General features: G+C 71.5%; 27 protein-coding genes and 1 tRNA gene. 9 read left to right on the top strand and 19 right to left on the bottom strand.

Annotated elements, in window-relative coordinates; all coding sequences use genetic code 11:
• The 3 genes from ppk2 to Actob_RS03955 all read left to right on the top strand — a co-directional run bounded on the left by ppk2 (position 1) and on the right by Actob_RS03955 (position 3045).
• A complete protein-coding gene (ppk2, locus tag Actob_RS03965) occupies positions 1-954 on the top strand; it encodes a polyphosphate kinase 2 (protein ID WP_284918668.1) in 954 nt (317 codons plus the stop codon).
• A 310-nt stretch (positions 955-1264) separates the two neighbouring features.
• Positions 1265-2158 carry a ribonuclease Z gene (locus Actob_RS03960; RefSeq protein ID WP_284918667.1) on the top strand — a complete coding sequence of 298 codons (894 nt, stop codon included), beginning with the start codon at positions 1265-1267 and terminating at the stop codon, positions 2156-2158.
• Positions 2159-2541: 383 nt separating this feature from the next.
• Entirely contained in the window at positions 2542-3045 is a 504-nt protein-coding gene (locus tag Actob_RS03955) for a GNAT family N-acetyltransferase (protein WP_284918666.1), read from the top strand.
• Between the two features lie 837 nt (positions 3046-3882).
• On the opposite strand, the gene Actob_RS03950 is transcribed toward Actob_RS03955, so the two are convergent.
• On the bottom strand, positions 3883-4176 hold the full coding sequence (locus tag Actob_RS03950) for a hypothetical protein (RefSeq protein WP_284918665.1): 294 nt from the start codon (positions 4174-4176) through the stop codon (positions 3883-3885).
• A gap of 201 nt (positions 4177-4377) precedes the next feature.
• Between Actob_RS03950 and Actob_RS03945 the strand changes: the two genes are divergently transcribed.
• On the top strand, positions 4378-5307 hold the full coding sequence (locus Actob_RS03945; RefSeq protein WP_284918664.1) for a S1C family serine protease: 930 nt from the start codon (positions 4378-4380) through the stop codon (positions 5305-5307).
• A 137-nt stretch (positions 5308-5444) separates the two neighbouring features.
• On the opposite strand, the gene Actob_RS03940 is transcribed toward Actob_RS03945, so the two are convergent.
• Together Actob_RS03940 and Actob_RS03935 are read right to left on the bottom strand one after the other, a co-directional pair.
• A complete protein-coding gene (locus Actob_RS03940; RefSeq protein WP_284918663.1) occupies positions 5445-6803 on the bottom strand; it encodes a cystathionine beta-synthase in 1359 nt (452 codons plus the stop codon).
• A gap of 3 nt (positions 6804-6806) precedes the next feature.
• Entirely contained in the window at positions 6807-7151 is a 345-nt protein-coding gene (locus tag Actob_RS03935) for a YkvA family protein (protein ID WP_284918662.1), read from the bottom strand.
• A gap of 182 nt (positions 7152-7333) precedes the next feature.
• Between Actob_RS03935 and Actob_RS03930 the strand changes: the two genes are divergently transcribed.
• From Actob_RS03930 to Actob_RS03920, 3 genes are read left to right on the top strand one after another with little or no spacing between them, the layout of a single operon-like run.
• Positions 7334-8335 (top strand): SGNH/GDSL hydrolase family protein, encoded by a 1002-nt coding sequence (locus Actob_RS03930; protein ID WP_284918661.1) that lies wholly within the window; start codon positions 7334-7336, stop codon positions 8333-8335.
• Positions 8336-8379: 44 nt separating this feature from the next.
• Positions 8380-9168 carry an SGNH/GDSL hydrolase family protein gene (locus Actob_RS03925; protein WP_284918660.1) on the top strand — a complete coding sequence of 263 codons (789 nt, stop codon included), beginning with the start codon at positions 8380-8382 and terminating at the stop codon, positions 9166-9168.
• A 56-nt stretch (positions 9169-9224) separates the two neighbouring features.
• Complete coding sequence (locus tag Actob_RS03920; protein ID WP_284918659.1) at positions 9225-10469, top strand: acetyl-CoA C-acetyltransferase; 1245 nt, start codon at positions 9225-9227, stop codon at positions 10467-10469.
• Between the two features lie 329 nt (positions 10470-10798).
• Here the strand turns inward: Actob_RS03920 and Actob_RS03915 are convergent, their stop codons facing one another.
• The 16 genes from Actob_RS03915 to eno form a co-directional block, all read right to left on the bottom strand.
• A complete protein-coding gene (locus tag Actob_RS03915; RefSeq protein WP_284918658.1) occupies positions 10799-11104 on the bottom strand; it encodes a hypothetical protein in 306 nt (101 codons plus the stop codon).
• Between the two features lie 465 nt (positions 11105-11569).
• Positions 11570-12451, bottom strand: coding sequence for a Bax inhibitor-1/YccA family membrane protein (locus tag Actob_RS03910; protein WP_284918657.1), 882 nt, complete (start codon positions 12449-12451; stop codon positions 11570-11572).
• Positions 12452-12663: 212 nt separating this feature from the next.
• Positions 12664-12746 (bottom strand) — tRNA-Leu (locus Actob_RS03905).
• 77 nt (positions 12747-12823) lie between these two features.
• On the bottom strand, positions 12824-14194 hold the full coding sequence (locus tag Actob_RS03900; RefSeq protein ID WP_284918656.1) for an NAD(P)/FAD-dependent oxidoreductase: 1371 nt from the start codon (positions 14192-14194) through the stop codon (positions 12824-12826).
• Between the two features lie 98 nt (positions 14195-14292).
• Positions 14293-14856, bottom strand: coding sequence for a hypothetical protein (locus Actob_RS03895; protein WP_284918655.1), 564 nt, complete (start codon positions 14854-14856; stop codon positions 14293-14295).
• A gap of 1 nt (position 14857) precedes the next feature.
• Complete coding sequence (locus Actob_RS03890) at positions 14858-16162, bottom strand: DUF58 domain-containing protein (RefSeq protein ID WP_284918654.1); 1305 nt, start codon at positions 16160-16162, stop codon at positions 14858-14860.
• Complete coding sequence (locus Actob_RS03885) at positions 16155-17156, bottom strand: AAA family ATPase (protein ID WP_284918653.1); 1002 nt, start codon at positions 17154-17156, stop codon at positions 16155-16157. The genes Actob_RS03890 and Actob_RS03885 overlap by 8 nt, the downstream gene beginning before the upstream one ends.
• 13 nt (positions 17157-17169) lie before the next feature.
• Entirely contained in the window at positions 17170-17748 is a 579-nt protein-coding gene (locus Actob_RS03880) for a hypothetical protein (RefSeq protein ID WP_284918652.1), read from the bottom strand.
• A complete protein-coding gene (locus tag Actob_RS03875) occupies positions 17745-18437 on the bottom strand; it encodes a DUF4129 domain-containing protein (protein WP_284918651.1) in 693 nt (230 codons plus the stop codon). The genes Actob_RS03880 and Actob_RS03875 overlap by 4 nt, the downstream gene beginning before the upstream one ends.
• 51 nt (positions 18438-18488) lie before the next feature.
• Positions 18489-19241 (bottom strand): uracil-DNA glycosylase, encoded by a 753-nt coding sequence (locus Actob_RS03870; protein WP_284918650.1) that lies wholly within the window; start codon positions 19239-19241, stop codon positions 18489-18491.
• A gap of 71 nt (positions 19242-19312) precedes the next feature.
• Entirely contained in the window at positions 19313-19885 is a 573-nt protein-coding gene (locus Actob_RS03865) for an LppU/SCO3897 family protein (RefSeq protein ID WP_284918649.1), read from the bottom strand.
• 227 nt (positions 19886-20112) lie between these two features.
• Complete coding sequence (locus Actob_RS03860) at positions 20113-21024, bottom strand: Ppx/GppA phosphatase family protein (protein WP_284918646.1); 912 nt, start codon at positions 21022-21024, stop codon at positions 20113-20115.
• A 28-nt stretch (positions 21025-21052) separates the two neighbouring features.
• The gene (locus Actob_RS03855) at positions 21053-21547 is read right to left on the bottom strand and encodes an amino-acid N-acetyltransferase (protein ID WP_284918645.1); all 495 of its coding nucleotides are present in this window, start codon (positions 21545-21547) and stop codon (positions 21053-21055) included.
• Positions 21541-22041 carry a DUF501 domain-containing protein gene (locus Actob_RS03850; protein ID WP_284918644.1) on the bottom strand — a complete coding sequence of 167 codons (501 nt, stop codon included), beginning with the start codon at positions 22039-22041 and terminating at the stop codon, positions 21541-21543. The genes Actob_RS03855 and Actob_RS03850 overlap by 7 nt, the downstream gene beginning before the upstream one ends.
• Positions 22041-22637: an FtsB family cell division protein gene (locus Actob_RS03845; RefSeq protein WP_284918643.1), complete on the bottom strand. Its 597-nt coding sequence runs from the start codon at positions 22635-22637 to the stop codon at positions 22041-22043. Before Actob_RS03845 ends, Actob_RS03850 begins: the two co-directional genes overlap by 1 nt.
• 92 nt (positions 22638-22729) lie before the next feature.
• Positions 22730-24013 carry a phosphopyruvate hydratase gene (eno, locus tag Actob_RS03840; RefSeq protein WP_284918642.1) on the bottom strand — a complete coding sequence of 428 codons (1284 nt, stop codon included), beginning with the start codon at positions 24011-24013 and terminating at the stop codon, positions 22730-22732.
• A 249-nt stretch (positions 24014-24262) separates the two neighbouring features.
• Between eno and Actob_RS03835 the strand changes: the two genes are divergently transcribed.
• Entirely contained in the window at positions 24263-24892 is a 630-nt protein-coding gene (locus tag Actob_RS03835; protein WP_284918641.1) for a hypothetical protein, read from the top strand.
• A 101-nt stretch (positions 24893-24993) separates the two neighbouring features.
• Positions 24994-25620 (top strand): hypothetical protein, encoded by a 627-nt coding sequence (locus tag Actob_RS03830; RefSeq protein ID WP_284918640.1) that lies wholly within the window; start codon positions 24994-24996, stop codon positions 25618-25620.
• The last annotated feature ends 2 nt before the right edge of the window (positions 25621-25622 follow it).

Raw genomic sequence — 25622 nt, 5'->3', positions numbered from 1 at the left:
ATGAGCACTGAAGTCGACTCTGAGTACGAAGAGGCGATCACCCACCCCTACGCGGGGCCGATCGCCGAGCTGACCGGGTACCGCGTGGTCGACGACGAGGACGATGACCCGCGTCTGCTGAACGCGGACGGCACCCCGGTGGACACGTGGCGGGAGGACTACCCGTACGACGACCGGTTGTCCCGCGCGCAGTACGACCACCACAAACGGCTGCTCCAGATCGAGCTGCTGAAGCTGCAGAACTGGTGCAAGGACACCGGGGAGCGCCTGGTGATCCTCTTCGAGGGCCGGGACGCCGCCGGCAAGGGCGGCACCATCAAGCGCTTCATGGAGCACCTCAACCCGCGCGGCGCCTCCGTGGTGGCGCTGGAGAAACCGAACCAGCGGGAGAGCACGCAGTGGTACTACCAGCGCTACATCAAGCACCTGCCGTCCGCCGGTGAGATCGTGCTCTTCGACCGGTCCTGGTACAACCGGGCCGGCGTGGAGCGGGTGATGGGCTTCTGCACCCGCAAGGAGTACCTGGAGTTCCTCAGGCAGACCCCGGAACTGGAGCGGATGCTGGTCAACTCGGGCATCAAGCTGGTCAAGTTCTGGTTCTCGGTGACCCAGAAGGAGCAGCACACCCGCTTCGCCATCCGCCAGGTCGACCCGGTCCGGCAGTGGAAGCTCTCGCCGATGGACCTGGAGTCCCTCGACAAATGGGATGACTACACCGAGGCGAAGGAGGCGATGTTCTTCTACACCGACACCGCCGACGCGCCGTGGACCGTGGTGAAGAGCAACGACAAGAAACGCGCCCGGCTGGAGGCGATGCGGCACGTGCTGAGCCGCTTCGAGTACGCCGGGAAGGACGAGGAGGTGGTCGGCCGCCCCGACCCGCTGATCGTCGGCCCGGCCTCGCTGGTGGTGGAGTACACCGACTCCGGCCCGCGGGTATTCCCGCGTCTCTAGTGATTCAAAACCGTTGGCGCGGGCGGCCGTGGCTGGTTAACGTGGCCGTACACGTGAAGGGAGGTGGTCCGAAGTTGTATAGCAACGGGACTCGTGAGGTGGCTGTCCGCTAGCCGCTGTCCTTGACAGCTTCGTTTTGAATGCGTCGAGACCGTGTGGCAGCGGCCCGGCGAGTACCAGACAGCCACCCGGCCCCCGGGGATCCGGCCTTGTCCGACCGGACCATGATCTTCGTCAACGCGGAGAGCATGGAAGTCCCCGGGGGTCGCTTCATTTTCCGACCGGGGGCGCTCGATGCGCGAACTACACGATGCGTGAGCTGATCGTGCTGGGCACGGCCAGCCAGGTGCCGACCCGTCACCGCAACCACAACGGTTACCTGCTCCGCTTCGACGACGAGGTGATCCTGTTCGACCCCGGCGAGGGCACCCAGCGGCAGCTGCTGCTGGCCGGCCTGCCGGTCACCCCGATCACCCGGATCTGCGTCACCCACTTCCACGGCGACCACAGCCTCGGCCTGCCCGGCATCCTGCAGCGCATCTCGCTGGACCGGGTGCCGCATCCGGTCTCGGTGCACTATCCGGCCGGCGGCCAGGAGTTCTACCACCGTCTCCGGCACGCCACCAGTTACTGGGACAATGCCGACATCGTGCCGTCGCCGGTGGGCGCGGCGTTCGTCGCGGAGACGTCCGCCGGGCGCCTCACGGCGCTGCCCCTGCGTCATTCCATCGAGACGTACGGGTACCGCCTCACCGAGCCGGACTCCCGCCGGATGGTGCCGGAGCTGCTGGCCGCGCACGGGATCAGCGGGCCGGCCGTCGGCGAGCTGCAGCGGACCGGCCGGGCCGGCGCGGTGACCCTGGAACAGGTGAGCACGGAGCGCCCCGGGCAGAGCATGGCGTTCGTGATGGACACCGGCCTGTGCGACAACGTCTACGCCCTGGCGCAGGGAGTGGACCTGCTGGTCATCGAGTCGACGTTCCTGGCCGAGGACGCCGGGATGGCGGCGCAGGTGGGGCATCTGACGGCCGGGCAGGCGGCGGCGGTGGCCCGGGAGTGCGGGGTGCGGCACGTGGTGCTGACCCATTTCTCCCAGCGCTATCCGGACCCGTCCCGGTTCCTGGAGGAGGCCCGCAAGGAGTTCGACGGGCCGATCACCGTCGCTGAGGATCTGTTGCGCGTTCCGTTTCCTGGGCGGCGCTGATCAGGCGGGGTCTGCTGGCGGGGTGATCGGGGGCGGATCCGCGTTCGGCGTTGGTCGAGGCTTTGGCGGTGCCAGCGGGTTCGGGCCGCAGGCGGGTGGTTCCGCCGACAGGTCGCACCCGCGGGTCTTGCCCGGGGCTGCGCCCGCAGGTCCCGAACCACAGGTTTCGTCCGGAGGCCGCCCCGCGGGTCTCGTCCGGAAACCGCTCCGCAGGTCTCCTCCGCAGGTCTCGTCCGGACGCCGCGCCCACAGGTCCCACCCTCCCGGGGGTCCTCCGCTGACCAGTCTGCCGGGAAACACCGAGGTCCGCGAACCGCCCTGTGGACGAACCAGCATTGTGGACAACCGGTTGTCCCCCGAGATCCGGCACTACTCTCGACCGCATGAGCGTTCTGCTGCGTCCCGCCGATGACGCCGATCCGTTCCGGGTCGGCGCCCTGCACCAGCGTTCCCGGGTGGCCACCTACTCCGGTTTCATCAGCCGTGAGGTGCTCGAGGCCCGCAGCGCGGAGTCGTTCGGCGAGTGGTGGGCCGAGCGCTGGCGATGGGAGCGGGAGACCCACCGGTTGACCCTCGCCGAGGTGGACGGCGAGCTGGCCGGCTTCAGCTACCTGGGCCCGAGCGAGACCCCGGAGGCTGCCGAGCTCTACGCCATCCACGTGGACCCCGACCACATCGGCACCGGCATCGGCCGCGCCCTGATGATCCACGCGCTGAAGGAGCTGCCCAGCATCGGCGGTGACCGCGCGGTCCTGTGGGTCCTGACCGAAAACCATCAGGCCCGTCGCTTCTATGAGAGAGGTGGCTGGCATCCCGACGGCGCCACCCGGACCGAGCCTGTAAACGACGTTCCTGTCCCCCAACTCCGCTACTCCCACCCGCTGTGACCGGGGGTGCGGACCGAGCGCTCAGGGCTGGCGCCGGGGAGGGAAGCGGGCAGCGCGGGTGGGGTTCAGACGAGGCGTGCTGGGCTGCAGCAGAAAAGGGCAGTGCGGACGGGGGGCGTGCTGCAACGGATTGAGCGCGCCGCCGGGGGCAGGGCTGCAGAACAGCCGGCGGACAGGACCGCGGGCGGGAGGGCCCCGACGACGACCGGGACGGCACACGCCGCAGGGAGACGGCTCAGACTGCGGCCGGGCTGAGCGCGCAGCGGGCGCGGGTCGAGCGCGCAGCGGACGAGACCGGCTCAGGCTGCTACCGGAGCCGGGCACACCATGGCGGGCGGCTTACGCCGCGATCCGGGCAAGGCAGGCGCGGGCGGACCAAGTCGGGCTCTGAACAGGCGGTGGGTGCGAACGGGGATGGGTTTCCCGGACCGCCCACGGGCAATGAAGGGGCCGACGATCGCTGTGGACGCGCAGCGGCCAGATCGCCGGGCCCGGCCCGCGCGGGAGCATGCGATCCGCACCATGGCGGACGCGCGTAAAAGAGAAACGATGGCCGGCCAGGAAAAGCGCTGGTTGGGCGGGAACGCGCGACCGAGTGAATGCGGGGGAACCTGTAGTCACGCGCTCCCGCCAACCGCCCCGCTCGAACCGGTGCGCCTGGCCGGAGGCGCGGATCAGCGGAGGCGTGCTGATCCGTGCCCGGTTGTGAGCGGGCTTGGGCGCGGGAATACCGGAGCGCTGGCGGGGCGCCCCGGCGTCACCGCCGGGAGACGTACGCCGGGCCGGGAAGCCAAGGCTTGCCGGGGGACGGTCAAGCTCGTCGGCGACGTCGAAGTCTCAGTCCAGGTACCTCCGATGATGATGGTTGTGGTCCGGGCGCCCGCGCTCGGACATCGCGGCCGGCAGACTGTTGCGGTCGTGTCGCAGGGTCCAGGCCTCGCGCCAGGGCCGGCGGGACACCGCGTCGGCGCGCTCCGCCAGCCGGCGGGCCGAGCAGGGCCACCGCCATCCACACCAGACACAGTTGCCGTCCGGGCCGGCCGTCAGGTGCCGCCCGAGCATCTGCTGCGCGTCCTGCCACAGTAGGCGATCCACGATGTCGGCAGGTGCCGCCTCGTCGACGTCGACCATTCCCTACCCCTTCGTCCGGGAGTGGCTCATAGCTCCGTCACGACACATACAACCGCATCGGGTCCCCCGCTGGTCGGACTGTGTGTGCGACTGTGGCGACTATCTGTGACGGTAGATGTCCACAGTGTCCCCGTTGTCGTGTTCGCCGACGGCGGACGATCTACCGGCATCGACGTCTCCGGGCCCGGTGTTGACCCTGGCATGGACACCGAAGAGTCCGAAGCGCTCGATGCCTACAGCCGCATCGTCACCGGTGTGGCCAGCCGTCTCCTGCCCTCGGTGGCGGCCCTCACGATCAGTTCTCCGCGCGGCGGCGCCGGCTCCGCGGTCACCTTCACCGACGACGGGTTCCTGCTGACCAACGCACACGTGGTGGCCGGCGCCACCACCGGTTCGGCGGCGTTCGCGGACGGCACCGACACGCCCTTCGACGTGGTCGGCGCGGACCCGCTCGCCGACCTCGCGGTGGTCCGGGTGCACCGCCCGGGCGCCCCGGCCGCGCCGCTGGGCGACGCCGACCGGCTGCGGATCGGCCAGCTCGTGGTGGCGGTCGGCAACCCGATGGGCCTGGCCGGCTCGGTCACCGCGGGCGTGGTCTCCGGCCTGGGCCGCTCGCTGCCGGCCCGGGACGGCCGCCGGGTACGGATCATCGACGACGTGATCCAGACCGACGCGGCACTGAACCCGGGGAACTCCGGCGGCGCGCTGGCCGACTCCACCGGCACCGTGGTCGGCGTGAACACCGCTGTCGCCGGGTACGGCCTGGGCCTGGCCGTCCCGATCAACAGCACCACCCGTTCGATCATCGGCGACCTGGTCGCCACCGGTCGGGTCCGGCGCGCCTGGCTCGGCGTCGCCGGGGTGCCCATCCCGTTGCCGCCGCAGCTGGCCGGACGACTGGCGCAGCAGCACGGGCTGCGGGTGGTGGAGGTGGTGCCGGGCAGCCCGGCCGGGCTGGCCGGGATCTACCTGGGCGACGTGCTGATCACCGCGGGCGGGCGCCCGGTCGGATCGGTGCGGGCGTTGCAGCGGTTGATGCTGGGACCGGCGATCGGCGTGGACCTGCCGATCACCCTGCTCCGCCGCAACGCACTGGTGGACGTGGTCGCCCTGCCGGCCGAGCTGACCTGAACTCCGCCGGCCCCGGCAGGTGGGGCACCGAGGCCGGCGGAGCGCTCGAGAGAAGGAGCAGAACCGGCGGAGCGTTCGAGAGGAGAAGCAGAACCGGCGGAGCGCTCGAGAGAAGGAGCAGAAAGAGTGCGGACCGCTCAGGAGAGATGGGCGAGCAGATCCTGACGGGTCAGCACGCCCGCCGGCTTGCCGTCCACCAGAACCATCGCCGCGTCCGATTTCTCCAGCAACGCCACCGCCTCGCTCACCGGCTCACCGCCACCGATCATCGGCAGCGACTCGCTCATGTGCCGCTCGATCGTGTCGTGCAGGTGCGCCTGCCCGGTGAACAGCGCGTCGAGCAGCGCCTTCTCCGAGATCGAGCCGGCCACCTCACCGGTCACCACCGGCGGCTCCGCCTTGAGCACCGGGAGCTGGCTGACCGCGTACTCCCGCATGTAGTCGATCGCGTCGCGGACCGTCTCGGTGGGGTGCACGTGCACCAGCGGCGGGATCTCCGCACCCTTGGCGGCCAGCGCGTCGGCCACCGTCGGCGCGTCGCCGGGGGTACGCAGGAACCCGTACCGGGCCATCCACTTGTCGTTGAAGATCTTGGAGAGGTAACCGCGGCCGCCGTCCGGCAGCAGCACCACCACCACGTCGTCCGGGCCGGCCTTGCGAGCCACTTCGAGCGCCGCGACCACTGCCATCCCGCACGAGCCACCGACCAGCAGCCCCTCCTCGCGGGCCAGGCGGCGGGTCATCTCGAACGAGTCCGAGTCGCTGACCTTGATGACCTCGTCGGTGACCTGCTGGTCGTACGCCGTCGGCCAGAAGTCCTCGCCGACGCCCTCCACCAGGTAGGGCCGGCCGGTGCCGCCGGAGTACACCGAGCCCTCCGGGTCGGCGCCGATCACCCGGACGTCGCCCCGCTCCTTGAGGTAGCGCCCGACGCCGCTGATCGTCCCGCCGGTGCCGACACCGGCCACGAAATGGGTGATCTTGCCCTCGGTCTGCTCCCAGAGCTCCGGGCCGGTCTGCTCGTAGTGCGACCGCGGGTTCGCCGGGTTGCTGTACTGGTCGGGTTTCCAGGCGCCCGGGATGTCCCGGGTCAGCTTGTCGGAAACGTTGTAGTAGGAACGCGGGTCCTCCGGAGCCACAGCGGTCGGGCAGACCACGACCTCGGCGCCGTACGCCCGCAGCACGTTCTGCTTGTCCTCGCTGACCTTGTCCGGGCAGACGAAGACGCACTTGTAGCCCCGCTGCTGCGCCACCAGGGCCAGGCCGACCCCGGTGTTGCCGCTGGTCGGCTCGACGATCGTGCCACCGGGCTTGAGCAGCCCCGCGGCCTCGGCGTCCTCGACCATCCGCAGGGCGATCCGGTCTTTCACCGAACCGCCGGGATTCATGTACTCGACCTTGGCCAGCACTGTGGCACTGATGCCCTCGGTCACGCTGTTCAGCCGGACCAGCGGGGTGTTGCCGATGATCTCGACCACGTTGTCGTAATAGCGCACGCTTCAGCGTACGACGGCGGGCTTCGTCACCCGCTCCCACTCCAGGAACCGCTCCGTCTCGCTGAGCACCGTGCCGGCCAGCCAGGTGATCGCCACCGCGTCGTCGACCAGGCCGAAGACGAAGAGGAAGGCCTCCGGAACGGCGTCGATGGGAGAGATCACATAGGCCGTCGCGGCGGCCATCAGGGCCAGCCGCATGCCGCCGTCGTACTCACCCTTGGCGGTCGCCTTGAGCATCCGTGGGATCGCCCCGAGTCGCCGGCTCAGCGACGGCCCGCCGCGGGCGCCGGCCATCAGGGCCCGGCCCAGCGCGGTGAAGGCCGCCGTACGCTTCAGTGTTTTGGCCATGTCTGTTCCCCTTTCCGCAACTCCAGCATGACTTGGGTCCGCCATGATTGCCCCTCGCGGACGCGAGTTAGCCTCGAATCCCGACGCCAGGTGCCGATCTAGGCCGTGCCGGACCGCTCCTGCCACCGCGGGAAGCGAACGCCGGGCCGGTTGGTTCCCTTCGGACGACAGCGAGGGAGACTGTGAACAGCATTTTCATCAGCAGCGGCACCCGGCAGCGCATCAAGGCCGCCGGGCAGATCGCCGGGGCACTCGCCGGCGTCACCGCCCTCTCCGCCGGGCTCCTGCTGCGGCAGGCCGCCGACGCGCGCCGGATCATCCCGCTGGCCGAGGCGCCACCGCCGCGCGGCGACGGCCTCTACGGCCCGAAACTGCCCGGCAAACCACTCAACCTGGTGATCCTGGGTGACTCGTCGGCTGCCGGTTACGGCGTGCACCGGCCCCGGGAGACCCCTGGCGCGCTCTTCGCCACCGGCATCTCCCGCCGCCTGCACCGCCCGGTCCGCCTGCACCGCCTGGCCGTGGTGGGCAGCGTCTCGGCCGGCCTGCCCTGGCAGGTCGACGCCGCCCTGGAATATCAGCCGGACCTGGCCATCATCCTGATCGGCGGTAACGACGTCACCCACGTCTCGGCCCGGGCCTCGGCGGTGCGGCACCTCGGCGACGCGGTGCGCCGGCTGCGCGAGGCCGGCTGCCGGGTGGTCGTCGGCACCTGCCCGGACATCGGGGCGATCCAGCCGATCAAGCCGCCGCTGCGCTGGCTGGCCCGGCGCTGGAGCCGCCAGCTGGCGGCCGCGCAGACGGTGGCGGTGGTCGGCGCCGGGGGCCGGACCGTGTCGATCGGCAACCTGCTCGGCCCGATGTTCGAGGCGGACCCGGCCCGGATGTTCGGCTCGGACCGTTTCCACCCGTCCGCCGAGGGGTACGCACGAGCAGCGGCCGTGATGATGCCGACGGTGATGGCTGCCCTGGGCGAGGACGACCGCCCCGCCGTGCCGGTCGCCGAGGCGGTGCGCACCCTGCCGGAGGCCGCCGACGAGGCGGTCCGCTCGCCGGGCACCGAGGTCAGCCCGATCCGGGCCGGCGGGCGCTGGGCGCAGTTGCGGCGGCACCCGTGGTTCGGGGAGTCGCGGCACTGGTTCGGCTCTGGCTCGAAGCCGGGTGCCGCCAGCGCCGTAGGGTAGAAGGCAAGGATCATCGAATCGACCGGACGCAAGGGAGGCGGGACATGGCTGGGCTGCCGGAACGATTGACCAAGGCCGCGGCCACGAGCCTGCTCGCCGGCGCGCTGGGCGGTGCCGCCCTGCTCGCCGGGGAGATGCTGGCCGCCAAGGCCCGCCGCTATGCGAAACCCACCATGGGTCTGGCACTGCGCACCTCGATGGGCCCGGCCGGCGCCCCGCCGCTGCGGCTGGTGCTGCTCGGCGACTCGGCAGCGGTCGGGGTCGGCGTGGAGTGGCTGGCCGACACGGTCGGCGGGCAACTGGCCCGGCTGGTCGCCGACGGCTCGCCGGAGACCGGCCCGCGGCACGTGCTGCTGTCCAGCGTCGGCGTGGCCGGTTCCCGGTCGATGGACCTGGCCACCCAGGTGGCCCGGGCCCTGCTCGGCGCCCGGCCGGACGTCGCGGTCATCCTGATCGGGTCGAATGACGCCACCTCGCTGCGCGACCCCGAGGAGGCGGCCGGTCACCTCGGCCAGGCGGTGCGGCGGCTCCGCTCGGCAGGCGTGCAGGTGGTCGTCGGCACCTGCCCCGACCTGGGCGCGATGCGCTCGCTGGCGCCGCCGCTGCGGCAGATCGCCGGGCTGGTCGGCCGCCGGATGGCGCGGGCCCAGGCCAAGGCGGTGATCGAGGCGGGCGGCTCGGTGGTCGATCTCGGCGCGGAGACCGGGGCGGTGTTCCGCGCCGACGCGGGAACGCTCTGCTACGACGGGTTCCACCCGTCCGCTGACGGTTACCGGGTCTGGGCGCACGCGCTCTACCCGGCGGTCGCCAAGGCCGCGATGAGCGGAGTATGAAGCAGGTGTGACGAATCCACACTTCCGACCATGTTACCCGTAAGTAAACTGGGGCCATGCCGGAAGCTGTCATCGTCGCCACTGCCCGCTCGCCGATCGGTCGCGCCCACAAGGGCTCGCTCAAGGATCTGCGCCCCGACGACCTCACCGCCACCATCGTCGACGCCGCGCTCAACAAGGTGCCCGAGCTCGACCGCACCCTGATCGAGGACCTCTATCTCGGTTGTGGCCTGCCCGGCGGTGAGCAGGGCTTCAACATGGGTCGCGTGGTCGCCACCAAGCTGGGCCTGGACGGCCTGCCGGGCGCCACCATCACCCGGTACTGCTCGTCGTCGCTGCAGACCACCCGGATGGCGTTCCACGCCATCAAGGCGGGCGAGGGCGACATCTTCATCTCGGCCGGTGTGGAGACCGTTTCCCGGTTCGCCCGGGGCAGCTCCGACGGCCTGCCCTCGGCCGCGCAGGAGCTGGTCGGCGGCGGCTGGGAAAATCCCGCGTTCGCCGACGCGCGGGCCCGCACCGCCGCCACCGCGAAGAACGGCGGGGTCTGGCACGACCCGCGCGAGGACGGCCTGCTCCCCGACATCTACATCGGGATGGGCTACACCGCGGAGAACCTCGCCCAGCTGAAGAACGTCTCCCGCGAGGAGATGGACGAGTTCGGCGTCCGCTCGCAGAACCTGGCCGAGAAGGCCATCGCCAACGGTTTCTGGGCCCGTGAGATCACCCCGGTGACCCTGCCCGACGGCACCGTCGTGTCGAAGGACGACGGCCCCCGCCCGGGCGTCACGCTGGACGCGGTGTCCCAGCTCAAGCCGGTCTTCCGGGAGGACGGCCGGGTCACCGCCGGCAACTGCTGCCCGCTCAACGACGGCGCCGCCGCGCTGGTCGTGATGAGCGACACCAAGGCCCGGGAGCTGGGCATCACCCCGCTCGCCCGGATCGTCTCCACCGGCGTCACCGCGCTCTCCCCGGAGATCATGGGTCTCGGCCCGGTCGAGGCCTCCAAGCAGGCCCTCAAGCGGGCCGGCATGACCATCGACGACGTCGACCTGGTCGAGATCAACGAGGCGTTCGCCGCCCAGGTCATCCCGTCGTACCAGGACCTGGGCATCCCGCTGGAGAAGCTGAACGTGAACGGCGGCGCCATCGCCGTCGGCCACCCGTTCGGCATGACCGGCGCCCGGATCACCGGCACCCTGATCAACTCGCTCGACTGGCACGACAAGTCGATCGGCCTGGAGACCATGTGCGTCGGCGGTGGCCAGGGCATGGCCCTCGTCATCGAGCGGCTCAGCTGACCCGTCAGGTCGTTTCACACCCGGTCGGCAGCGACCACTCCGGGCCCGGCGTCTGCGCGCCGGGCCCGCTTCGTCTCCCTGACCCACTTTCGGTACGCCGGTCGCCCGGCCCTTCGCCGGCACGTCCGCCGCGGGTGACCGAGCCGGGCACCCTGGCGGCCTGGTCCCACCGCGCGTGACCGAACAGGGCACCCTGGGCGGCCCGGCCCCTCCACTGGTGACCGAGCCGGGCAGCCTGACGGCCGGCCCCTCCGCGAGTCAGCCGGCTCCCACCGGTCGAGGGCGGGACGACGCCCCAACCCAGCCCCTCGCAGCCACCAGCGGCCCCCTCAGAGCAGCTGACGGGTCTCGTCGACGGCGGTGGTGGCGCGGGTCAGCAGGTCGGCGGAAGGCCCGGCGGTGACGATGTCATCGGCGACGACCCGCAACTGGTCGGGCAGCACCAGGTCCGGAAGCCGCGGCACCGCGCGCGCCGATCGTCCCTCCGCCTCGGCACCCAGGTCGGCCAGGCGCTGCACCAGCCGATGGGCCAGGTCGCCCTTGCTGCCGGCACCGGCGGATGCCGCCCAGCGCCGCTCCTCCCAGTGCCGCACCTGGGTCAGAAGCCGCTCGACGGAGGTCGCGAACTCGGACACCCGGCGAGCCTACCCGCCGCCCCGGCACCGGCCCGCGCTCCGCCCGTCCCTGGACGCGACGCCCGCCCGGTCCGGGGCGAGCCGGGCGCCCCGCGCATCCCCGGCGAGCCGGCAGCGTTGTTCTTACCGGCGGTGGCCGGGTGGCGAGGCGACCACCGTTTTCCCGGCGTACCGGAAATTGTTTTGCGGAATGCGATCCGTGGGCTAATCGGGACGCTTTCCGGAGGAAATCGACGGGCGGTCGGGAAAAGCGCATTCCGGGAGAGGAGCACCGGACATGCCGTAGCGACCCGAATCGGTGACGCGCGCCGCGTCAGCCGGGAAAAGGCATGCGAAAACGGGAACCGCGGAAAGGCGCAAAGGGTGACGCCCGGACCGCGAGGCGGGCCGGGCGTCGGTGGTGGGCAACGCCCGGACCGCGGAAGAGGCGGGCCGGGCGTCCCGGTGGCGGCTGCTGACGAACCGTCAGTCGTCGCCCTGGAGATAGCTGAGCAGGCGCAGGATCTCGATGTAGAGCCAGACCAGGCCGACCAGGATGCCGAAGGCCGCGGTCCACGAGTAGCGCCGCGGCAGGCCGGCGCGGACGCCCTCCTCGATCTCGTTGAAGTTCAGGATGAAGCTCAGCGAGGCGACGACGATGCAGACCAGGCTGAAGGCGTAGCCGAGCGGGCCGTTGTCGCGCAGGCCGGTGTTGACGCCGAACAGGTACAGCACGAAGTTGATCAGCATGACCGCGAACAGGCCGGCCATCACCGAGATCATGATGCGCTGGAATTTCGGCGTGGCGCGGATGACCCGGGCTCGGTAGAGCGCCGCCATCAGGAAGAAGACGCCGAAGGTGGCGACCACCGCCTGCAGGACGATGCCCTCGTAGCCGAAGATCGTCTCGAACGCCTTGCTGACCATGCCGACGAAGACGCCCTCGACCACCGCGTACGCGATGACCAGCGCCGGGTTGGCGACCCGCATGAACGAGATGACCATGCCGAGCACGACGCCGACCATGGCGGCGCCGATCCACGCGATGCCGGTCAGCTCCGTCGGGATCAGGTTCCACGCGGCGATCGCGGTGATGCCGGTGATGCCCAGCAGGGTGACCGTCTTGACGACGACGTCGTCGATGGTCATCGGCTGCACGGAGGGCGGGGCGGCGGCGTAGCCATCAGCGGTCGGGTACGGCTGGCCGTAGCCCGGCGCACCGTAGGCCGGCTGACCGTAGCCCGGCGCACCGTAACCCGGCTGACCGTAACCCGCGTGCCCGGCCGGCCCAGATGGCCCGTACCCGGCCGTCCGCTCCCGCTCGGCCGCCTGGCCGAGGCGCGAGAGCACCGGGTTAGAAGTCTTCACTGTGTCCAGCCTCCCTTGAGGTTCGGCACAACAATGCCTGTAGCTCCAGGGTAAGCGCTGTACGCGCGGACTGCCGCTCGGTGAAGCTGTGAGCAGGCTGAAAATGACAGGTGTCATGGGTGCGACCGGACAGGCGGTGGTATCCGGGCGAGCACAAACGCCCACAAAAGCCAAGCGGCCGCGACATCACGTCGCGACCGCTTCGTTATCTGTGCCCGGGGCGGGTCTCGAACCCGCACGCCTGTGAGGGCAGCCGCTTTTAAGGCGGCCGTGTCTGCCATTCCACCACCCGGGCGGGCCTGCGAACACCGTAGCTGGTGCCGCCCGGGTGATGGGGAACGGCCTTGCTGCCGGCCCGGAAAGGGCCGTCGGTCAGCGGGTGGAGCCGACCTTGTCGGCCGACTTCTCCTCCGCCTTGGGCTTCGGCGCCACCGGCGGGGTCACCTCGAGGAACTCCTCACGCGGCGCGTGCAGCTGGCCGAGCGCCACGGTCTCCCGCTTGAGCACGAAGGCCAGCACCCAGTCGGCGAGCACCCGCACCTTGCGGTTGAACGACGGGATCCGGCTGACGTGGTAGAAGCGGTGCATCAGCCACGCCGGGTAGCCCTTGACCTTGATGCCGTAGACGTGCGCGACACCCTTGTTGATGCCCAGGCCGGCGACGCCACCGACGTGCTTGTGCCGGTACTCCACCGGGGCGCCGCCGAGGACGACCTGACGGATGTTGTCGGCGAGCACCTTGGCCTGCCGCACCGCGTGCTGGGCGCTCGGCGAGCACCAGCCACCCGGGTTGGTCAGGTCGGGGACCTGCGCGCAGTCACCGGCGGCCCAGGCGCCGTCGAGCACCTCGCCCTCCAGCGTGGCGACCTGCAGGGTGGGCAGGCAGTTGACGTGCCCGCGCGGGCCGAGCGGCAGGTCGGTCTGCTGCAGCATCGGGGACGGCTTGACGCCGGCCGTCCAGACCAGGGTCTCGGCGCGGAACGAGTCACCGTCGGAGAGCTCGATCTGGCCGTCGACACACGAGTTGAGGAAGGTGTCCAGGCGCAGGTCGATGCCGCGGGCGGCGAGCTGACGGGCGGCGTAGGCGCCCATCTCCGGGCCGACCTCGGGCAGGATCCGGTTGGTCGCCTCGACCAGGATGAAGTGGACCTCCTTGGGGTCCAGCTCCGGGTAGTACTTCAGCGCGTCGGCGACCACGTCCTGCATCTCGGCGAGCGCCTCGATGCCGGCGAAGCCACCACCGACGAAGACGAAGTTCAGCGAGGCCTTGCGCACCTCGGGGTCCGGCGTCACGGCGGCGACGTCGAGCCGGTCGAGGATGTGGTTACGCAGGTAGATGGCCTCACCGATGGTCTTGAGACCGATACCGATCTCGCTGAGGCCGGGGATCGGGAGAGTCCGCGAGACGGAGCCGGGCGCCACCACGATGTGGTCGTAGGCCATCTCGTAGGAGGGGCCGTCGATCGGCTGGATGGTCACGGTCTTGCGAGCGTGCTCGACCTTCGTGACCTCACCGGAGACGATGCGACACTTCTTCAGCTCACGGCGCAGCGGCACAACGGCGTGGCGCGGCGAGATGCTACCGGCCGCTGCCTCGGGCAGGAACGGCTGATAGGTCATGTGCGGCACGGGGTCGATGACAACGACCTCGGCGTGGTTCCGGTTCAGCTTCTTGGACAGGCGTAGGGCCGTGTACAGCCCGACATGACCTGCACCTACGACGACTATGCGCGGCGGATTCACGCCCCTATTCTCGCGCGCGACGGGCAGTTCATGCGTCGTTCTGTGACCATCGCAACCTTGAAAGTCAAGTGTCGAAGGCCACATAAACTCCCCGGAATTCAACTTCTCCTGGTAAGGCGAACCAAAAGAATCGTCACACCCGTCGCAGCAGCCAATCCGACCAGTGTGGCCAATTGGAACGCTTCACCCCCAAGGTCCTCGGTGAGCCCGAGAGCGAGCACCGTCAACACCGCGGAGATCAGCACCACGATCAGCGCCCGGCCCAGCCAGAGACCGGGCACGTCCAGGTTGACCACCGCGTCGGAGGGCAGAACGGCGGCCAGAGCGGTGAGCGTGTGACCGAGATAGAGCAGGGTGGCCAGGGACAGCACCCGCCACAGCGCGATCCGGGAGTCGTACCCCGCGGTGTCGACGATCCAGCCGCCCACCGTCAGCAGCGCGGCGAAGCTGGCGCCCCGGCCGCGCGGCGCGACCGCCGGCCAGATCGCCACCGCCAGCGGCAGCAGCACGAACTGGCTGGCCAGCAGCTCGGTGGGCCAGGCGACCGCGGTGGCCAGCAGGCCGCAGAGCGCGACCCCGCAGCGGACCAGGAACGGCAGCACGGTGGCCCGGCGAACCAGCGTCGGGATCCGGCCGAGCCGGTGCAGCAGCGTCGCCAGCACGTCATCGCCCCCTCGGCGCGGCAGCCATCCGGGCCACGTCGCGCAGCACCAGATCCAGGCTGCCGGCGCCGGCCCAGGACACCACCGGCACGCCGTGCTCGCGGAGCCGGCCCAGCACATTTTCCCGCTCGATCCGCCACAGCCGGGTGCCCAGCGGGCTCCACTGGTTGCGGACCGGCGGGGCGGCGTCGGCCGGCAGCGTGTCCACGGCGACCACGAACCGGCCGGCCTGGGTGAGCTGGGCCAGCATGTCGGCGGCGCGCGGGTCGATCAGCGGGGTGAGCACCACGACCAGCGCGGAGGTGGAGATCTGGTGCGAGCCGAGCGCCGGTTCGTACTCCTCGTCGACCGGGTCGGCGTGGACGTCGAGCAGCCACTCCAGCACCGTCAGGTACTGCCGGCGGCCGGACGCGGCGCGCAGCCGGCGGGCGGTGGCGCCGTACTCCAGCAACGACACCCGGTCGCCGCGGTGCAGGTAGTGCTCGCTGATCGCGGCGGCGGCCCGGACCGTGGTGTCCAGCACCGACGACGTGCCGCCCACCCCGCCGGAGAGGCCCACCTCGCCGAGCAGGTCGAGCAGCAGCAGCACCTCGGCGTCCCGGTCCGAGAGGGTGGACGCGACGTGCAGGTCCCGGGTGCGCAGCGACACCCGCCAGTCGATGCGGCGCAGCCGGTCGCCGGGCGCGAACTGCCGCACGCCGGCCAGCTCGCCGCCCTCGCCGAGCCGCCGCGAGCGGTGCGCGCCGACCAGGCCGGCGGCGGCCGGCATCGACTCGGTGGCCTTGAACGGCTCGGTGACCGGGTAGACCCGGACGCCGTGCGCCGGGGTGACCACCGGGCGGCAGGACAGCAGCCCACCGCAGGCGGCCGCCGCCGCGGCGGCCGGTCCGACGTCCTGCCGGCCCCAGCGCAGCGCCTCGCCGGGCAGGTCGATCGCGGCCCAGCCGTCGGACGGGACGGTGATCGCGAACGGCCGGTCGGCGTGTTGCAGGCGCAGCCACGGTGAGGTCTTGGTGCGGACCACCACCAGGTCGTAGCCGAGGGCGTCCGGGTTGGCCACGGTCAGGCCGGCCTGCACCGCGCCGCCCTCGACCAGGTGGGCCTCGTCGGCGGTGATGGTCACCTCGGGCACCGCCTGCGGCATCCGGCGCAGGTTCAGCGCCGCGCCGATCGCGAACGGAGCGGCCAGCAGGACCAGGTCGACCCGGCCCAGCGCCACGCCGAGCAGCAGGAGCAGCCCGGTGAGCAGCACCGAGCGGCCGAGCGCCCGGGTCGGCGCCCAGCTCGGAGCGACAGGTTCAGTCATGCCGCGCGTACGTGGGAAGCGCCCCGCTGGCCGGGGCCGGCACCGCGCTGAGCACCTCCTGCACCACGAACGCCGGGTTCACCTGGCGCAGCCACATCTCCGGGCGCAGCGTGATCCGGTGGGCCAGGGCCGGCACCGCGACGTCCTTCACGTCCTCCGGCACCACGTAGTCCCGGCCGGACATCGCCGCCCGGGCCCGGGCCAGCAGGAGCAGCGCGAGCGAGCCACGCGGGGACGAGCCGACCAGCACCGCGCTGTGCTCGCGGGTGGCCGCGGCCAGCGACACGATGTACCGGCCGATCGAGTCCTCGACCGTCACCGACTCCAGCGCGGCCTGCATGACCTGCAGCGTCCGGGCGTCGACCACCGGGGCGAGCTGCGCCTCCTCCTGACGGCGGGACATCCGGCGGCGCATCACCTCCCACTCCTCCTCGGCGGTCGGATAGCCGAACGACACCCGGAGCAGGAACCGGTCGAGCTGTGCCTCGGGCAGCGGGTACGTGCCCTCGTACTCGATCGGGTTGGCGGTGGCCAGCACGTGGAACGGCGGGTCCAGGCGGTACGTCACGCCCTCCACCGACACCTGTTTCTCCTGCATCGCCTCGAGCAGGGCGGACTGGGTCTTCGGCGGCGTCCGGTTGATCTCGTCGGCCAGCAGCATGTTGGTGAAGACCGGGCCGGCCCGGAACGCGAAGTCGCCCTTGCGCTGGTCGTAGAGGAACGAGCCGGTGACGTCGGCGGGCAGCAGGTCGGGGGTGAACTGCAGACGCCGGAAGTCGAGCCCGAGCGCCTGGGCGAAGGAGCGCGCGGTAAGCGTCTTGCCCAGGCCGGGCAGGTCCTCCAGCAGGACGTGCCCGCCGGCCAGGATGCCGGCCAGCACCAGCTCGAGCGCCTCCCGCTTGCCGACCACGACGCTGTTCACGGCGTCGAGGACCGCGCCGGCCAGCCGCCCCACCTCGTACGGGGGAAGAGCCTGCACGCCTTGCTGCGTCACCGGCGCACCTTTCTCACAGTCGTTCCATCGCTTGTACGTACGTCTCCAGGTCCCGCGTCTTCAACCCGTGCCGACCGGAGTCGGACAGTACCGCCCAGGCCGGCTCGCCGAGCAGTTCCCGGGCGCGACGCGGGTCGGTGGACCGGGTCAGGCCGTGCCGCAGCCGCAGCCGCTCGTCGGCGAGCTCGCCGAGCACCGGCAGAACGTTACGCGCATAGGTGTCCGGGTCGGAGTGCGCCTTGTCGAGTGTCTTCTCCCACCGGCGCACGGTGGCCCGCAGCGAGTCGGTGGCCCGGGCCGAGGCGCCGCCGGCCCCGGCACCGCCCTTGCCGGGTTTCGGCGGGCGGACCGCCGCGGCCGCGATGGTGACCAGCCGCAACCCGGCGATCAGGGCGACCACCAGCAGCAGTGGAGCGCGCACCGAGCCGGCCCGCAGGGCGGCCACCACGACCACTGTGGCCGCGGCCACCAGGACGAGGTTGCCGATGATCCGGGCGGCCGGCGAGCGCCGCCGGCGCACCCGCGGCGCGGGCTCCGCCGAGGCGGGCGCGGCGGCGCCCTCGAACAGCCCGCCCAGTCCCCCGTCGCTCATGCCAGGGCCCCGAGGTCGGCGCGCAGGCGCTCCAGCGCGTACCGGGCCTGCTGGCGCATGTGGTCGTCGACGGCGTGCGTGGCGTACCGGGCCTCCCGGTACACCTCCATCAGCGCGGCCAGCACCGTCGCGTCCACCCGCTGCTCGGCGAGCAGCCGGCCGACCAGGTCGGTCGGGCTGTCGCCGGGATGCCGCGGGGTGCCGGCCGCGGCGGCCGCCTGCTCCAGGCGCACCCAGCAGGCGATCACCGCGCGACGCGGGTCACGGTCGGTGTCGGAGAGCTCCTCCAGGCCGGCGTCGAGCGCGGCGACCAGGTCCTCGGCGGTCTGCCCGGCGCGACGCGGGGCGAGGCGGCCGGTCCGGTTGCGCCGCCGGCGACCGGCGTCCCGGATCAGCGCCCAGGACAGCACCACCACCATGACGACCACCAGGATGACCAGGATGACCGTGGTCGCGGTGCCGACCCAGTCGGGCAGGCCGCGGGCCGCCTCGACCGGGGTCTCGGTGGTCGACGAGGGCGTCGGGCGGGCGGTGGGCGGCAGCAGCGGCGCCTGGGTGGGCGTGGCTGTCGCTCTCGGCGTGATCCGGTCCAGTTGCGGCGCGGATCGGGTGGCCGCCAGCGAGGTCACGAAGAGCAGGCCGATGACGGCGGCCAGCGGCCACCAGCGGCGCACCATCTTGAGGTCCATGCGGGCGGTTTCAGATCCGTGACTCGAGGAGGGAATCGGACAGGACTCGCATCATGCCAGGCCCGCCAGAACCTTCGCACGGGTGAACACCTCGTCCAGCATGCCGGGGGTGAGCCGGCCGGTGAAGGTGTTCTGCTGGCTGACGTGGAAGCAGCCCAGCACCGGGGGCACGCCGGGCAGGTGCACCTCGGCGCCGTGCCCGAATTTCGGGCGAGGGACGGGCGGGCGTACCCCGTACGCCGATCGCATCGCCGGCCACCAGGCGGCCCAGGCGAACGCGCCAAGCGTGACCACGGCCTGCAAGGTGGGTCTGATGAGCGTCAGCTCATGCTGGAACCAGGGCGCGCAGGTGTCCCGCTCCTGTGGGGTGGGCTTGTTGTCCGGCGGGGCGCAGCGCACCGCCGAGAAGATCCGGGTGTGCCGCAGCTCCAGGCCGTCATCGGCGGCGACGCTGGTCGGCTGGTTGGCCAGCCCGGCGCGGTGCAGGGCGGCGAAGAGCACGTCGCCGGAGCGGTCGCCGGTGAAGATCCGGCCGGTCCGGTTGCCGCCGTGCGCGGCGGGCGCGAGGCCCAGCACGGCGATCGAGGCGTCCGCCGGGCCGAAACCGGGCACCGGGCGCCCCCAGTAATCCTGGTCACGGAACGAGGCGCGCTTGACCGTGGCCACGTCGGTGCGCCAGGCGACCAGCCGGGGACAGGCGAAACAATCCGCGACGCGCGCGTCCAGCACGGGCAGCGAGGCGGCCGAGGCCGCCTGTGCGGCAACCCCCTCGGGGGTACGCGGTGACGCCTCGGACGGTTGCACCGGACCAGAATGCCACCGGGGGTGGTACGCCGTGACGACGCACCACCCCCGGTGGACCTACTCGGTGCCGCTTACTTGGTCTTCACGCAGAGCAGGTAGCCCTTGCCCTTGTCGCTGGAGAGCACGGCGCCCTCGTCGCCCTCCTTGAAGAACTTGTCGCACGCCGTGCTGTTCACGTCGCTGACGCCTTCGACGCGGCCGATCACGGTGAACTTGGCGTCCGACGAGGAGCACTCGACGATCTTGGCGTCGGTGTCCGACGCCTCGTCCTTCAGAGCGCTGTTCACCGAGATGCAGTCACCGACCTTGGCATCCGCGGTCGGGTCCGAGGAGAGCGCGCTGCGCAGGCCGAACTTCAGCCCGGCGACCACGATGATCACGGCGATCACGCCGAGGACGCTGAGCACCTTCTTGCCCGCCGACTTCTTCGGCGGGGTCGGGAGGGCACCGGGGAAGCCCGGGGCGCCGGGAGCGCCCGGAGCCGGCGGGAAGCCCTGAGCGCCACCGGCCGGCGGGAAGCCCTGGGCGCCGGCGTTCGGCGGCGGGAAGCCGGCGGCGCCACCGTTCGGCGGCGGGTAGGCCGGACCGCCGGTGGCCGGCGGAACGTTCGCGCCGTACGGAGTCGGCTCAACCGGGTTCGACATTGACGTTTCCTTTCACGCACGATCGAGGCCCGATCGCTTGGCAGGCGAGGATAACGACCCGCCGGAGGATCGCGCGACCCCACTTCACCTGCGGTTATCGACAATCACAGGTGGAGCCCTGAGACTTTGCTGGGAAAATGACGCAGGGTGCCGCCGCAGCGACACCGGGGTGGCGAAAAATGGCCGAAACGGTATTTCGAAATGTCCGGTCGGCCGACCGTGGGCGATCAGTCGGCGGCCAGGCCGAACGCGATCCCGTCGAGGATGTCGTGCTCCGAGGCGATCACCGTGTGCTGGCCGGAACGCTCCATGATGACGCGCATGATCAAGGCCCCGCCGCCGATCACGTCGGCCCGGCCCGGATGCATCACCGGCAGCGCCCGCCGCTGCTCGACGGTCATCCCGAGCAGGTCGCCGGTGACCCGGCTGACCGCGTCCCGGCTGACCCGGCTGTGGTGGATGCGGGCCGAGTCGTACTCCGGCAGGTCGTGCGCCAGCGCCGCCACGGTGGCGACCGTACCGGCCAGGCCGACCAGGGTGCGCGCCTCCCGGCCCGGGACGGCCGCCAGGGCGGTGTCCACGGCGGCCGTGATGTCCTTCTCGGCCGCCGCCAGCTGGTCCGCGGTCGGCGGGTCGTCGTGCAGGTGCCGCTCGGTCATCCGGACGCAGCCGATGTCCATCGAGATCGCGTGCTCGACGGTGTCCGTCCCGGTGACGAACTCGGTGGAACCGCCGCCCAGGTCGAAGACCAGGTAGGGGCCCGGAGCGTCGAGGCCCTTGACCGCGCCGAGGAAGGAGAGGGCAGCCTCCTCCGCGCCGGAGATCACCTCGGGGTCCAGGCCCAGCACGCCGCGGACCATGTCCCGGAAATCCTGCGCGTTCGAGGCGTCCCGGGAGGCCGAGGTGGCGCACATCCGGGTCCTCCGGACACCGGCCGCGGCGATCTCCGCGGCGTAACCCGCCAGCGCGACCCGGGTGCGCTCGATCGCGGCGGGTGACAGCATCCCGGTACGGTCCACGCCCTCGCCGAGACGGACGATCACCATTTTCCGTACGACGTCGGTCAGCCGATCGCCGTCGACGTCGGCGATCAGCAGGCGGATCGCGTTGGTCCCGCAGTCGATGGCGGCGACTCTCATGGGTGCCCTTCCCCCCGGTGTCCGGCGTTCACAGGTGCAGCAGCATCCGCTTGTTGCCCAGCGTGTTCGGCTTGACCCGCTCCAGGTCGAGGAACTCGGCGACACCCTCGTCGTAGGAGCGCAGCAGCTGCTCGTAGACGGCGTGCGGCACCGGGGCGCCGTCGATCTCGGTGAACCCGAACGAGCCGAAGAACCCGGTCTCGAAGGTGAGGCAGAAGACCCGGCGTACGCCCAGCTCACGCGCCTGGTCGAGAAGCGCGCCGACGATCTTGTGGCCGATCTTGTGCCCGCGCTTGTCGGGGTGCACGGCGACCGTGCGGATCTCGGCCAGGTCCTCCCACATCACGTGCAGGGCGCCGCAGCCGACCACCACGTCGTCCTCGTCGACTGCCACCCAGAACTCCTGGACGCACTCGTAGAGGGTGACCGTCGCCTTGCTGAGCAGCCGCCGGTCGGTGGTGTACGTGTCGACCAGGGCACGGATCGCCTTGACGTCGCCGGTCCGGGCGCGGCGGATCAGCATTCGTCGCGCTTGACGCAGGGGCCCTCGGCCCACCACGGCTCGACGGCGTCCCGCACCTCGTCGCCGAACGGGTTCACCCCGCGGCCGGCGGCCAGCGCGTGTCCCAGGTGGACGTGCAGGCACTTCACCCGGTCCGGCATGCCGCCGGCCGAGACGTCGTGGATCTCCGGCACGTCGTCGATCGCCTGGCGCCGGTCCAGATAGTCCCGGTGCGCGCGGGCGTAGTGGGCGGCCAGCTCCGGGTCGGTGCTGAGCCGCTCCTGCATGTCGCGCATCACGCCGGCCGACTCCAGCCGGGAGCAGGCGGCGGTGGCGTGCGGGCAGGTGAGGTAGTACATCGTCGGGAACGGCGTGCCGTCGTCCAGCCGCGGTGAGGTCTCCACCACGTCCGGGTTGCCGCATGGGCAGCGGTGCGCGATCGCCCGGGTGCCGCGGGGACGGCGGCCGAGCTGGGCCGCCACGATGTCGAGGTCGGCGGGGCTTGGTGCTTCCATCAGTTCGAAGGCTCCGCGTTGGCGGCTTGGACGCTGTGCCACAGCGTGTCGTACCAGCGGTCCGGAGCGGCCGCCGGGGATTTCTGATCGGACTCGCGAGCCGCGGCGTCCGGGTCGGAGTAGACCCGCAGCGGCGTCTCACCCGGGCGCACGAAGAAACCCTGCTCCCGGGCCTGAATCCGGATGTAGTCGTCGTCGCCCCACTTCGCCAGCTCCTTGCGGGTCTCGGCGATCTTGGCCTGCTGGGCGGCCTGCGCCCGCTCCATCTCCGCGATCTGCGCCTCCTGCTGCAGGTAGATCCGCAACGGGTAGGTGTAGGCCAGGGCGAGAACCACGAAGATCGCGAGCAGGACGGTGGCCCGGCTGGTCAGCGAGCGCGGGCGTGGGGCGGCGGTGCGTTTGGCCGCCGGGCCGCCGGACTGTGACGTCCGCCGGGAGCCGGCCGGCCGCGCGGAGCGGGACGTGGGCACCCGCACGGTCGGGCGTGCCTCGGTCCGGACCGGACCGGTGACCCGGGTCCGCGAGCCGGGACGGCCGGTGGCGCCGGTCGCGCGACGGGACGGGCCCTGACCGCTCGGCATGCGGCGCTGTGTCATCCGTCGGCCCTCCCCCCGATCGATACGACCGTCACGGATTGTGGCACCCACCGCCGGGCGGGTGCCACCACCCATGATCTGCCGGTCCGGTGTTACGCGACGCGGTAACGCGGGAACGCGCCCGCACCGGCGTACCGGGCGGCGCTCTCCAGCTGCTCCTCGATGCGCAGGAGCTGGTTGTACTTGGCGACGCGGTCCGAGCGGGCCGGGGCGCCGGTCTTGATCTGGCCGGAACCGACCGCGACGGCCAGGTCGGCGATCGTGGTGTCCTCGGTCTCACCGGAGCGGTGCGACATCATGGTCTTGAAGCCGGCCCGGTGGGCCAGGTCCACGGCGTCCAGCGTCTCGGTCAGCGAGCCGATCTGGTTCACCTTGACCAGCACCGCGTTGCCGGCCGCCTCGGCGATGCCGCGGGCGATGCGCTGCGGGTTGGTGACGAACAGGTCGTCGCCGACGATCTGGATCTTGTTACCGAGCTGCTCGGTCATCGCGCTCCAGCCGGCCCAGTCGTCCTCGGCCAGCGGGTCCTCGATGGAGACGATCGGGTAGTCGGCGGCGAGCTTCGCGTAGTAGGCGATCATCTCGTCGGTCGACTTGGGCGAGCCCTCGAAGACGTACGACCCGTCCTTGTAGAACTCGGTCGCGGCGACGTCCATGGCCAGCACGATGTCGCTGCCCAGGGAGAAGCCGGCGGCCTGGACGGCCTCGGCGATCAGGTCCAGCGCGGCGGCGTTGGCCGGCAGGTTCGGCGCGAAGCCGCCCTCGTCGCCCAGGCCGGTGGAGAGGCCCTTCTTCTTCAGCACCGACTTCAGCGCGTGGTAGACCTCGGCGCCGCTGCGCAGCGCCTCACGGAAGGTCGGGGCGCCGATCGGGGCGATCATGAACTCCTGCACGTCGACGTTGGAGTCGGCGTGCGCGCCACCGTTCACGATGTTCATCATCGGGACCGGCAGGACGGCGGCGTTCGGGCCACCGACGTAACGGAACAGCGGGAGCTCGGCGGAGAGCGCGGCGGCCTTGGCGACCGCGAGGGAGACACCCAGGATCGCGTTGGCGCCCAGCTCCGACTTGGTGTCGGTGCCGTCCAGGTCGAGCATCTTCTGGTCGATCAGGCGCTGCTCGCTCGCCTCGTAACCGATCAGCTCGTCGGCGATCTTGTCCTCGATGTTGGCGACGGCCTTCTCCACGCCCTTGCCGAGGTACCGGCCCTTGTCGCCGTCACGCAGCTCCAGCGCCTCGAACGCGCCGGTGGAGGCACCGGACGGGACCGCCGCGCGGCCGACAGTGCCGTCGTCCAGGCCGACCTCGACCTCGACGGTCGGGTTGCCCCGGGAATCCAGGATCTCGCGGGCGACGATCGCTTCAATGGTGGCCATTTGTGGTGTCGCTCCCTAAGCGTTGTACGAATACAGTTTCGGTCCGCGACCCTGCGGGCCGACCACGCTCCTGAGCGTATCGAGCCCACCGGGCGCTCGTTCGGCCGCCCGGTCAACTTCACCGGCCGGTATGCCCCGGCAGCCGGTCGCCGGGTGGGTGATTTTCCCGGGCCCTCGGCCGCCCGCCCGGCAACTTGACTCGCCGGTATGCCTCAAAACAGCGGCTCGCCTGCCGAAACAGGGGGCACTATGAGCAGCAGCCTGTTTCCCGAGGACGGCTCACACATCGAGATGGAGGCCGGCGGCGAATGCCACTCCGGCGTCCGTGTCGTGGCCGCCTCCGCCGCGGCCGTGACCGTCTCGCTCCCCCGTGCCGACGTACCGGCCACCGGCGCCACGGTGACGCTGCGCTGGGCAGCCGCGCCCCGCGGCCGGTTCGAGGTGTCCGCCGCGGTCGCCGCTGTCGACGAGAACCGCGCCGAGCTGCGGTTCATCGGGGAGCCGCAGATCAACCAGAACCGGCTCTACGTGCGCGGCGGCGGCGGCGAGCCGATCGTGATGACGCGCCCCGAGCTCCCGGAGGCGATCGGCTGGGTCCACGACATCAGTGAGCGCTCGGTGCGCGCGCACTTCACCGACGTCGAGGTGCGGCCCGGCCACGAGGTGTCGCTGCGGACGCAGCTCGGGCCGGACGTGATCGAGCTGCCGGCCACCGTGACGAAGGCCAGCGCGATGCGCCAGCAGGTGCCGGTACGCGGGCCGCTCTCGGTGGAGATGGTCGCGCTCTACGACCCGGAGGAGTGGCAGGCGAAGATCATTCGCCGTTATGTCATGCGTTATCAGCTCCAGATGCGCGCCAGAACCGCGGAGTCCGCCTGAATGAACGATTGATCGGTCCGCCGGTCCATTGATCGGTGGATATCGTTTGCGCGCGACATCGGGGTTGGGCCAGGGTGGTGATCGTGGCCCGCCGTCGTTTCGTGAATGGATTACTGGCCGCCGGCGCGCTGCTCGCCGGGGCGGCCTGCACCGGTGTCGATCAGGCCAGCGCCGCCGGGGTCGGCCCGGCCGACGCGGTGGCGGTGATCGCCGGCCAGCTCGCCGACTCGGCCGGCCTGACCTACACCGCCATCTACCGCCTGGCCGACGGCGGCACCGCCACGGTGGCCCGGGCACAGGACCCGGCCCGGACCGCGTACCGCTGGCCGGCCGGGCGGCTCATCGTCACCCCGGCCGACACCACCCGGTGCGACGCGGCGGCCTGCGTCATCACCGCCAAGGCCGACCCCGAGCTGCCGGCCGCCACCGGTCTGATCACCCCGGAGGCGGTCGCCACGATGCTCCGCTCGGCCGAGACCGACCCGGCCCTGGTGATCTCCCAGCGGGACACCACCATCGCCCAGCGGCACGCCGCCTGCGTCCGATGGGGCGGGCCGGCCGCTTACGAGGCCTGCGTGACCGGGGACGGCACGCTGGCCGCCTTCACCGGCACGGTAGGCGGGACGACCCGGTTGGAGATCACCCTGACCGAGCTCACCTCCCGCGCCGACCCGGACGGCTTCCGCCTGCCGGCGGGCGTGCGGGTCCACGACCACCGCTCCCGCTGACC

The sequence above is a fragment of the Actinoplanes oblitus genome (assembly GCF_030252345.1).
GTDB classification, from domain to species: Bacteria; Actinomycetota; Actinomycetes; order Mycobacteriales; family Micromonosporaceae; genus Actinoplanes; species Actinoplanes oblitus.
The sequence above is the reverse complement of the archived record's forward strand: the minus strand, read 5'-3'. Positions and strand labels throughout refer to the sequence as shown.

Bases quoted from the DNA above. Each gene is read 5' to 3' on its own strand.
- ppk2 (WP_284918668.1), top strand. From the start codon at position 1: ATGAGCACTGAAGTCGACTCTGAGTACGAAGAGGCGATCACCCACCCC.
- Actob_RS03960 (WP_284918667.1), top strand. From the start codon at position 1,265: ATGCGTGAGCTGATCGTGCTGGGCACGGCCAGCCAGGTGCCGACCCGT.
- Actob_RS03955 (WP_284918666.1), top strand. From the start codon at position 2,542: ATGAGCGTTCTGCTGCGTCCCGCCGATGACGCCGATCCGTTCCGGGTC.
- Actob_RS03950 (WP_284918665.1), bottom strand. From the start codon at position 4,176: ATGGTCGACGTCGACGAGGCGGCACCTGCCGACATCGTGGATCGCCTA.
- Actob_RS03945 (WP_284918664.1), top strand. From the start codon at position 4,378: ATGGACACCGAAGAGTCCGAAGCGCTCGATGCCTACAGCCGCATCGTC.
- Actob_RS03935 (WP_284918662.1), bottom strand. From the start codon at position 7,151: ATGGCCAAAACACTGAAGCGTACGGCGGCCTTCACCGCGCTGGGCCGG.
- Actob_RS03925 (WP_284918660.1), top strand. From the start codon at position 8,380: ATGGCTGGGCTGCCGGAACGATTGACCAAGGCCGCGGCCACGAGCCTG.
- Actob_RS03920 (WP_284918659.1), top strand. From the start codon at position 9,225: ATGCCGGAAGCTGTCATCGTCGCCACTGCCCGCTCGCCGATCGGTCGC.
- Actob_RS03890 (WP_284918654.1), bottom strand. From the start codon at position 16,162: ATGACTGAACCTGTCGCTCCGAGCTGGGCGCCGACCCGGGCGCTCGGC.
- Actob_RS03880 (WP_284918652.1), bottom strand. From the start codon at position 17,748: ATGAGCGACGGGGGACTGGGCGGGCTGTTCGAGGGCGCCGCCGCGCCC.
- Actob_RS03875 (WP_284918651.1), bottom strand. From the start codon at position 18,437: ATGGACCTCAAGATGGTGCGCCGCTGGTGGCCGCTGGCCGCCGTCATC.
- Actob_RS03865 (WP_284918649.1), bottom strand. From the start codon at position 19,885: ATGTCGAACCCGGTTGAGCCGACTCCGTACGGCGCGAACGTTCCGCCG.
- Actob_RS03860 (WP_284918646.1), bottom strand. From the start codon at position 21,024: ATGAGAGTCGCCGCCATCGACTGCGGGACCAACGCGATCCGCCTGCTG.
- Actob_RS03855 (WP_284918645.1), bottom strand. From the start codon at position 21,547: ATGCTGATCCGCCGCGCCCGGACCGGCGACGTCAAGGCGATCCGTGCC.
- Actob_RS03850 (WP_284918644.1), bottom strand. From the start codon at position 22,041: ATGGAAGCACCAAGCCCCGCCGACCTCGACATCGTGGCGGCCCAGCTC.
- Actob_RS03845 (WP_284918643.1), bottom strand. From the start codon at position 22,637: ATGACACAGCGCCGCATGCCGAGCGGTCAGGGCCCGTCCCGTCGCGCG.
- eno (WP_284918642.1), bottom strand. From the start codon at position 24,013: ATGGCCACCATTGAAGCGATCGTCGCCCGCGAGATCCTGGATTCCCGG.
- Actob_RS03835 (WP_284918641.1), top strand. From the start codon at position 24,263: ATGAGCAGCAGCCTGTTTCCCGAGGACGGCTCACACATCGAGATGGAG.